General features: G+C 59.4%; 9 protein-coding genes. 3 read left to right on the top strand and 6 right to left on the bottom strand.

Features of this window, described 5'->3' with window-relative positions; genetic code table 11:
- Positions 1–81 precede the first annotated feature (81 nt).
- Positions 82–1,275, bottom strand: coding sequence for a 1-deoxy-D-xylulose-5-phosphate reductoisomerase (dxr, locus tag FS804_RS23840; protein WP_144579249.1), 1,194 nt, complete (start codon positions 1,273–1,275; stop codon positions 82–84).
- 127 nt (positions 1,276–1,402) lie between these two features.
- Between dxr and FS804_RS23835 the strand changes: the two genes are divergently transcribed.
- A complete protein-coding gene (locus FS804_RS23835; protein ID WP_144579248.1) occupies positions 1,403–2,104 on the top strand; it encodes a phosphatase PAP2 family protein in 702 nt (233 codons plus the stop codon).
- A gap of 26 nt (positions 2,105–2,130) precedes the next feature.
- Entirely contained in the window at positions 2,131–3,387 is a 1,257-nt protein-coding gene (locus tag FS804_RS23830; RefSeq protein WP_144579247.1) for an FAD-dependent oxidoreductase, read from the top strand.
- A 24-nt stretch (positions 3,388–3,411) separates the two neighbouring features.
- Here the strand turns inward: FS804_RS23830 and FS804_RS23825 are convergent, their stop codons facing one another.
- From FS804_RS23825 to FS804_RS23805, 5 genes are read right to left on the bottom strand one after another with little or no spacing between them, the layout of a single operon-like run.
- On the bottom strand, positions 3,412–4,338 hold the full coding sequence (locus FS804_RS23825) for an ROK family protein (RefSeq protein WP_063948370.1): 927 nt from the start codon (positions 4,336–4,338) through the stop codon (positions 3,412–3,414).
- Between the two features lie 3 nt (positions 4,339–4,341).
- Positions 4,342–5,508, bottom strand: coding sequence for an N-acetylglucosamine-6-phosphate deacetylase (gene nagA, locus FS804_RS23820; RefSeq protein ID WP_144579246.1), 1,167 nt, complete (start codon positions 5,506–5,508; stop codon positions 4,342–4,344).
- Positions 5,505–6,527, bottom strand: coding sequence for an SIS domain-containing protein (locus FS804_RS23815; RefSeq protein WP_144579245.1), 1,023 nt, complete (start codon positions 6,525–6,527; stop codon positions 5,505–5,507). Before FS804_RS23815 ends, nagA begins: the two co-directional genes overlap by 4 nt.
- 26 nt (positions 6,528–6,553) lie before the next feature.
- Complete coding sequence (locus FS804_RS23810; protein ID WP_063948375.1) at positions 6,554–7,306, bottom strand: GntR family transcriptional regulator; 753 nt, start codon at positions 7,304–7,306, stop codon at positions 6,554–6,556.
- Positions 7,307–7,345: 39 nt separating this feature from the next.
- Positions 7,346–7,657, bottom strand: a complete 312-nt coding sequence (locus FS804_RS23805) for a hypothetical protein (protein WP_186376975.1) — start codon at positions 7,655–7,657, stop codon at positions 7,346–7,348.
- Positions 7,658–7,747: 90 nt separating this feature from the next.
- Here FS804_RS23805 and FS804_RS23800 point away from each other — a divergent pair, with 90 nt between their 5' ends.
- Positions 7,748–8,929: a Gfo/Idh/MocA family protein gene (locus FS804_RS23800; RefSeq protein ID WP_063948377.1), complete on the top strand. Its 1,182-nt coding sequence runs from the start codon at positions 7,748–7,750 to the stop codon at positions 8,927–8,929.
- Positions 8,930–8,943 lie beyond the last annotated feature (14 nt).

Here is an 8,943-nt window from a genome sequence, read left to right as displayed (position 1 = left end):
CGCCCAACAAAAATCTCAACCCAACCCAAAAACAAAACCCGCCGAAAAATCGACGGGTTTGTCAGCGGTCTGAGGCCGCGTTTACGCGGCCTTTTCTTTTGCGGCGATGATTGCAAGCGCATGGCGGCGGGCTTCCTCGTCCGTCGCGAAAACATCGTCGATTGTTGTCGCGGATCGGCCGTCATGCAGGTGGTCCATGACCGTTTCAACGATCTCCGCCATGTCAAGGAAGCCAATGCTTCCCTCAACGAAGGCATGAAATGCGGTTTCCTCGGCGGCATTCAGGGCCGCTCCCTGCAGGCCGCCGCGCTCCAGTGCAGTGCGGGCAAGGCGGATCGCCGGGAATCGCACTTCGTCCGGCGCTTCGAAATCCAGCCGCGCCAGCTTTGCGAAATCCAGTCTCTCGACATTCAGATTGCCACGCTGCGGAAAGGTGAGGGCATAGGAAATGGCGGTGCGCATGTCCGGCGCGCCGAGTTGGGCGATATAGGAACCGTCCGTGTAGCCCACCATCGAATGAATGATCGACTGTGGATGGACGATCACCTCCACCTGCTCGGGTCGGAGATCGAAGAGATATTTCGCTTCGATCATTTCCAGCCCCTTGTTGAACATCGAGGCGCTGCCGATCGAAACCTTGAGGCCCATCGACCAGTTGGGGTGGGCGCGGGCCATATCGGCCGTGACATTCGCCATCTCATCGCGAGACCAGGTGCGGAAAGGGCCACCGGATGCCGTCAGCACGATGCGCTCCACCGCCAGCTGATGGTCGCCCGTCAGGCATTGGAAGATCGCACTATGCTCGCTGTCGACCGGGATCAGCCGGCCACCACCCTGCTTGACGGTTCGAAGGAAAATATCGCCGGCTGATACCAGACATTCCTTGTTCGCAAGCGCAATGTCCGCTCCGCGCCGTGCCGCTGTGAGCGTCGGGGCGAGGCCGGGCGTACCGGCAATTGCCGCCATCACCCAGCCGGCATCAATGGAGGCTGCCTCTTCGAGGCCTGCCTTGCCCGCTGCAACCGTTATGCCGGTGCCGGCCAGCGCCGATTTCAGCGCTTGGTAATTCTCTTCCTCGGCTGTCACCGCGAGCTGCGCACCAAATTCTACGGCCTGTTCCGCCAGAAGTGCGATGTTTCCCGCACCTGTAAGGGCGGCGATCTCAAACGCCTCTCGGCCTCCCAACTGGCGAACGACATCAATCGTGTTGGCGCCTATCGAGCCCGTCGAACCCAATATGGTGAGCTTGCGTGGCAATTTGCTGGCATTCGTCATCTTTGGCCCGTTTATTTATTTGGCAGATTAGGCTCTACCCGCGAAAACCTGCCATAACAAGGACAAAGCCCAGCTATTGTTTTTGTTGCCGACAAAGCCATATGCAGGAAAACAGAAGAGGACATCGATGCGACGTTTCGTGGTTTCCAGTGGCTGGATTTTTGCGGCAAGCCTTCTGCTGGTTCTCGTTTTCATTCCTTTTGATCCGCATCTTTCTGAAACCGCGCAGGCCCTGCCGGGTAAAATCGTCTCTTTCAACCGCGCCATCACGGACTTCGGAACGTTCCGCTGGATGCTCTATTCTACCGGGGCACTAGCCATTCTGGCCTATATTGCGGCGCGTGTCCTGCAAGGGCGGACCTACGGCGGGCGCCTGCGAACGGCGTGGCGGCTTCTTGCCTATTTTTTCCTGACGATCGGAACGGCAAGTATTCTCGTCCACACGCTGAAATTTCTGATCGGGCGGGCGCGGCCTGAGCTTTTTCTGGAAATGGGTGCCTATAGTCTCACACCTTTCACCGGCGACAATCTTTACGAAAGCTTCCCGTCAGGACATTCGACGGCGGCGGGGGCCTTCTTCGGCGCCTTCGCCATGCTGATGCCACGCTTTCGCTGGGGCTTCCTGCTGCTTGCCCTCGTCATCGGGATTTCGCGCGTCATCGTCGGCGCCCATTATCCAAGCGATGTCGCCGCCGGATTGTTTCTCGGGACGTGGACGGCAATGGCCTTCGCCTTTATCTTCGCGCGGTCGCAGATGCTGTTTAAATTCGACGCGCAGGGCTGGCCGCAACCGAAAAATGTGAGCCTTCCCTCCGCCGATCCGCGGTGAAGACGAGGCGTGGGGGGAGAGAAGTGATGGATATCGTGAAGAGCGCTCTGGGAGACAATAGCGGGGCCGCCCAGCATATCCGCACCACCATTGCCATCGCCGGCGGCGGACCGGCGGGCGTCATGCTCGGCCTGCTGCTGGCGCGGAGCGGGATCGACGTCGTCGTGGTTGAAAAACACGGGGATTTTCTGCGTGATTTTCGTGGCGACACCATCCACCCCTCCACGCTCGATCTGATCGAGCAACTCGGTTTCATCGATGAGTTTCTGAGCCTTCCGCATACGCGTGCACCGGCGCTTCATGCGGTCATTGGCGGCGAGCGCGTGACGATTGCCGACTTTTCCCGTCTTCCGGTCCGAAATCGCTTCATTGCCTTCATGCCGCAATGGGATTTTCTCAATTTCCTCGTGGGGAAAGCCGGGCAATACGAAAATTTCAGATTGCTGATGAATGCGCCGGTGACGGGCCTTGTCGAGCGCGGCGGAAAGGTCGGCGGTATCAGGATCGATACGCCGCATGGAGAGATAGAGATCGAGGCCGATCTGGTGGTGGGGGCTGATGGCCGCAGTTCCGTCGTCCGTGAGGCCGCAGGCCTGGAGGTCCAGCGCTTCGGTGTTCCGACCGAGGTGTTGTGGATGCGGCTCTCGAAACAGCCCGGCGATCCCAAGGAAACCATGGGGCATGCCGGTCCGCGACAGGGTTTCGTCATGATCGACCGTGGTGATTACTGGCAATGCGGTTATGTCGTGCGGAAAGGGTTTTTCGCTGACATAAAGCTTGAAGGCATCGAAGCTTTCAGGCGTAGGGTGGCCGAAATCTGCCCCTTTCCCCGAGAAAGGCTGGATGAGCTTAAAAGCTGGGATGACATTTATCTTCTGACCGTCCGTATCGATCGGCTGAAGCGCTGGTGGAAACCCGGCCTGATCTGCATCGGCGATGCGGCCCATGCGATGTCGCCCGTCGGCGGCGTTGGCGTCAATCTCGCGGTTCAGGACGCCGTCGCGGCAGCGAATGTGCTTGTACCGGCAGTTCTTTCCGGTCGCGGTGTTTCAGACGACGATCTCGCCGCAATCGAAAACCGGCGATCCTTTCCCACCAAGGCAACGCAGTTTCTCCAGCGGATGATGCGTGTCGGTCGCAAAAACAAGCAGGTCGATGACGCGGAAAAAAAGAAAGGGCCGCCGGCCTTTGTGCTGGCGATCATGCGATTTCCGTTTCTGGCGCACCTCACCGGCCGATTGGTCGGACTGGGCTTTCGCCGGGAAAAGATCCACACGACCTGATCTCGCCCGGAGCATCTTCGGATGCTAGGCCGGAACCGCGACCTCGTTAGCATATTTCAGGCCAATGACCGCTGAACCGATCAGCCCAGGTTCGATGCGGCATATGGCGGGCACGACCAGGGGGCGATCAAAGCGCCTGAGGATGCGGGTTCTGACGGCAACATCAAGCGCAGTGATCAGCTCCCTGGAATTTGAAAGTCCACCGCCAACCGGGACGATGGTTGCGCCGGTCACGTTGATCACCATTGCCAGGGGCGAGGCGAGAATATCGACGAGGATGTCGATGGTTCTGGCAGCCCCCGTATCGCCCCCCTGCCACGCGGCAATAATGGCCTCGCTACTCATCTCTTTTTGGTGAAGGTGTGCGTGCAGTTTTTCCATGCCGCGAGCGCTACCGATGGCGTCGATACAGCCGACAAGGCCACAGCCGCATTCGAAGCGCGGCAGGCAGACCGGCGGGTTTCCGGCGAGCGTCGCCGCCACAGGGCCGTGGCCCCATTCTCCGGCGAAGCCGCCATCGCTATTGATAAGCTTACCATCGATGACGAGGCCACCTCCGACACCGGTTCCGAGGATGACGCCGAAGACCACGCGATGACCGCGACCGGAACCGATTTCGGATTCGGCGATCACGAAACAATCCGCGTCGTTCGATACGATGACGGGCAGACCCAGCGCTTTTTCGAGCTCGTCTTGCAGAGCGCGGCCGTGGATGCTTGGGATATTGGCGACGGTTGCCTTGCCGGTGTCGGGATCGATGACGCCGGCAATCGACAGCGACACGCAGCCGGGCTCGCCGCCGCTTTGATCGATGACGGATTTCAGGCCGGCGGCGAAATCTTCGAAAGTTGTCTTTGGCGTCGGGATGCGCGGTACAGGGCGGATATCGTCAGGAGCATAGGCCACTGCCCCCTTGATGGTCGTTCCACCGATGTCGAAACAGACGATCATGGGTCAGGCTCCGGTCCGTGCGGCGTCAAAGATTTTTTCGCCCGCTATCCATGTGGAATGCATCTGAAGGTCTGATGTCAGCATGACGAAATCGGCATCGAAACCGGGCAGAAGTTTCCCCTTATGCGATACGCCGATGGCTGCGGCGGGATAGGCGGAGGCCATTCTCAGCGCTTCCTCAAGCGGCGTTCCCAATTTTTCGTGCATGAAGCGGACGCAGGAGAGCATATCGATATCTGCTCCCGCCAGCGTACCATCCTCAAGAGTCAGCCGGCCGCCGTTGCGGTAAACGCGTCTGCCATTCAGTTCAAAGCCATCATCATCCGTGCCGATCGTCGACATCGCATCGGTAACGAGGAAGATGCGGCCCGGACCATTCTTGGCGCGTAGCGCGATACCTATCGCCGCCGGATCGACATGAAAACCGTCGGCGATCAGTCCACAATCAAGCCGGCCGTTCGAAAGGGCAGCGCCAACCACGCCTGGCTCGCGATGGCCGAGAGGGCTCATGGCGTTGAAGAGATGGGTTACCATTGATGCGCCGGCCTCGGCATAGGCCATCGCGACGGCGAAGCCGACATCGCTATGGCCGAGGCTGACGATGACACCAGCTTTTTGCAGGGCCGTCACCTGCTCTTCAGTTACGTTCTCCGGAGCGATTGTCGTCAACACGAAGGGAAGCTGCGCCCTGCAGGCGGCCAGAACGTCAAGATCGGCCGGTTCCATCTTCCGGATCAGCGCCGGATCATGGGTGCCCTTGCGGGCGATAGACAGGTGCGGCCCTTCGAAATGCAGACCGAGAAAGCCGGGAACACCCGTTTTATGAGCGGCGACGCCTGCTTCAGCGGCCTTGGCTGTGATATCCGGCCGGTCGGTGATGAGGGTGACCATCAGCGCGGTGGTGCCAAATTTGGCATGGGCGGCGCAGATGCGGGCGATGCCATCAACGTCGGGCTCATTATTAAACATCACCCCGCCGCCGCCATTGACCTGAAGGTCGATGAAGCCCGGTGCGATGAGCAGTCCCTCGGCCGCGATGACCTCAGCATCCGCAGGCGCCCCACTCGATAGTGTCGCAACCTCGCCGTTGCCGATGACGAGAACCTCGCCGTCATGCCATGTGGCGCCATCGAAAATGCGGGCGCCGACAAATGCCTTGCTGCTGCTCATTGGGTTTCCGTTACCTTCTTCAATGCCACGGGCGCATCCGGGTTGAAGCCGCGGGCGCGAGACAATTGCTCGATAAAGCCGTAGAACGGCGCGATCAGCAACAGGGCGTCTGTCAGCGGATGGTTTGTTTCCACGAAAGGCAGGGACTTCGCCGGGCTACCCTTGGCGGAGGTGACAAAAACGCTCGCGCCCTTGCCCGCAAGACCCGAAGCGATTTCCGTGACGGAGGTCTCGGCGCGGTCACGGGCTGCAAAAGCGATAACGGGGAATTTCGGTGCAACCAGCGACACCGGGCCATGCATGACCTCTGCGGAGGAGTAGGCCTCGGCGTGCAGTTCGCAGGTTTCCTTGCATTTCAGCGCGGCTTCCGCAGCGATCGCGAGAGCTGGTCCACGGCCCAGCATATAAAGCGATTCCTCACCTTTGACTGCCTCGCCGATCTGGCTCCAGTCCAGCGCGACGGCCGATGCGAAATTCTGGGGAAGGGCACCGACGGCTTCGGCAAGCTGTTTGTCTTCTGTCCACGCGGCAAGGATTGCGAGGCCCGCGACGATGGAGTTAACGAAGGACTTGGTCGCCGCGACGGCCTTTTCCGGGCCTGCCTGAATGTTGATGGCGTGATCGGCCGCGTCGCCGAGGGGCGAGGGAAGGGTGTTGACAAGCGAAAAGGTGAGCGCGCCACCCTTGCGGGCGCTTTGCGTGAGAGCGACGATGTCAGGGCTCTTACCGGATTGCGAAACGGCAAAAGCTGCCGCCCGCTCCAGCCTCAACTGCGTCTGGTAGATGGATGCGAGTGAAGGGCCGAGCGAAGCAACCGGTAACCCGGTCTGCAACTCGATGGCATATTTCAGGAAATGCGCGGCGTGGTCCGACGAGCCACGCGCGATGGTGACGATCACAGCCGGATCACGCGCCTTCAGCTTGGCGCCGGCCTCCTGGAAGTCCGCACTGGCATTATCAAGCAGGCGTGCGACTGCATCGGGAATCTCGTTGATTTCCTGGCGCATCAGGGTTGTCATTGTGTCGTATCCTCGATCGGTGTTTGTCATTCAGGCCCCATCGTCAGCTCGGCGACGAGGTCATAGGCATCGCTGCGGTACAGCGCGCGGGATATTTCCATCAGGCGGCCGCTTTCCAGATAGGCCATGCGCTGCACCGAGAGCGCCGCCGAGCCAGGCGGGACACCCAGCAGCAGGGTTTCTTCATCGGTGAGGTTGCGGGCAGAGATGCGCTGGATGGCGCGCACCGGGCGGATGCCGCTTTTCTCAAGTTCGAGATAGAGCGAATTTTCGACCAGTTGCGGATCCGGCAAAATGTCGCCCGGCAGGCTGGTGACTTCGAGCGCGATCGGTTGGTCGTTGGCAAGGCGCAGACGCGTGAGCCGCGCCACCATGGCTGACTGGGAAAGACCGAGCGCCATCATTTCGTCGCCGGTCGGGTGGAACAAGCCCCTGTCCAGCCAGCGGGTGCTTGCCGTCATGCCGCGCCTTCGCATGTCCTCGGTAAAGGAGGTAAGCTTGGTCAGGGGCTGCTGCATGCGGGTGATGGGCTTGACAACAAACGTACCGGAACCGTGGCGGCGGACGAGAAGGCCGTCGCGGACGAGGTCGTCCACTGCCTTGCGCACGGTCACGCGGCTAACGCACGCGCTTTCTGCAATGTCGCGTTCCGGCGGTAGCGCGTCGCCATGTTTCAGGCGGCCCGCATTGATGGCGTCTTCAATCGTCTGGCGCAGCTTCAGGTAAAGCGGGCCGCCGCCTGATTGCAGGTCGTCCAGATTTAGCGCTGCCCCGTTCATCCATAACCTCTGTCACAATCCCGATGTGGCTGCCTCTGGCTATACCACACGATGGCCGATCGGCAATACCAAAATAGAACCATTATCGGACATGTATTGCTGATCGGAGCATTTTTCGGGATTTTGCCTCAATTTCAGGCCTGTCGGTCGAAATTTCTGCATTAACCAAAAAAATTTTCCTGTTGCTGCAATTGCTCTAGACGATTGGCATTTTTTTGGTATTGTTTTGGCATCGGTTGCCGGTGGATAGCTGTTGCGCGTCCCGCTGGCCTGGAAGAATCGGTTTCTTGTCCGTGACTTGCCAGAGTGAGCCGAATTTTGCTTGACCGTTTTGAAAACTAATTTCATCATGGTTGGAGATTGTCGCAGATAATTGAACAACCGACGTAGAAATGGTTGCTTCTGCGAAAATTATTTACGAGTGAGCAGGGAACAAAGTTCATGAAGGTGGGAATAATCGGACTCGGATTCCGTCTTGGATATCTGGGCTACGTTTTTCATGAGATCGACAAGGATTTCGAGATCGTTGGCTATGTCGATCCCGCCCCGGCTGGTCTTCCTGGCTTGCAGGAGAAGGGCATCTCGGTCGGCAAGGCTTACGACAGCCCTGAAGCCTTGATCGAGAACGAGAAATTCGATCTCCTGATGATCGGCTCGCCGAACCACATGCATCTGGACCATATCAGGATCGGTCTTGAGGCCGGCTGCACCATCTTCTCCGAAAAACCCATCGTCGTCAGCATCGAGGAAAGTCTCGAACTCGCCCGGCTGCTCAACAAGCACGGCCATGAGCGGCTGCTGGTCGGCCTTGTCCTGCGATATTCGCCGCTTTACCGCGATCTGCGCGCCGCGCAGGCCGAAGGCAAGCTTGGCGATGTCGTCTCCATCGAGGCATCCGAACATATTCCTCCCTACCATGGCGCCTTTTTCATGCGCGACTGGCGGCGTTACGAGCACTATTCAGGCTCGTTCATGCTGGAAAAATGCTGCCACGATCTCGATCTCTATAACGGCGTGGTCGGTGCGCGGCCGCGTTTCGTCTCGAGCTTCGGTGGCCGCAAGAGCTTCACGCCGGCTAATGCGCCCCAGAATGACGGCATCAACGACATGGAAGTCTACCATCGCAAGCCGAGCGGCTGGATGGGATCCGACAAGGTATTCGACAGCGATGGCGATATCATTGATTACCAGACTGCGATCGTCGAATATGAAAATGGTGCATCGTTGGCCTTCCACACCAATCTCAACGTTCCCGACGATTTCCGCCGCTTCTGCGTGATCGGCGCCAAGGGTATGGCTGAAGGTGATTTCGTGCGCGGTTTCCTCAACGTGCACAATGCCCGCACCAACGAGAAGACGGTCGCCAAGACCTATTCGGCGGCGACAACGCTCTCACAGCATTATGGTGCGGACGAGCAGATGGCCGAGGACGTCATCGCCCATGTCGTCAAGGGAGCGCCCTTACCGGTTTCCGCTCTGGATGCGATCGAGGCCGGCATTCTGGCGTTGGCCATGGATGAGGCGCGCCATGGCCGCAAGGTGGTCGATCTCAAACCGGTGTGGGAGGCATATGATCTGGCGCTGCACGGTCAGCTGCACTCCCCCGCCGTGAAATCGGCTTGAGGGGGGACTGCGCG

The organism is Agrobacterium sp. DE0009, assembly GCF_007680755.1.
GTDB lineage: Bacteria > Pseudomonadota > Alphaproteobacteria > Rhizobiales > Rhizobiaceae > Agrobacterium > Agrobacterium tumefaciens_B.
The sequence above is the reverse complement of the archived record's forward strand: the minus strand, read 5'-3'. Positions and strand labels throughout refer to the sequence as shown.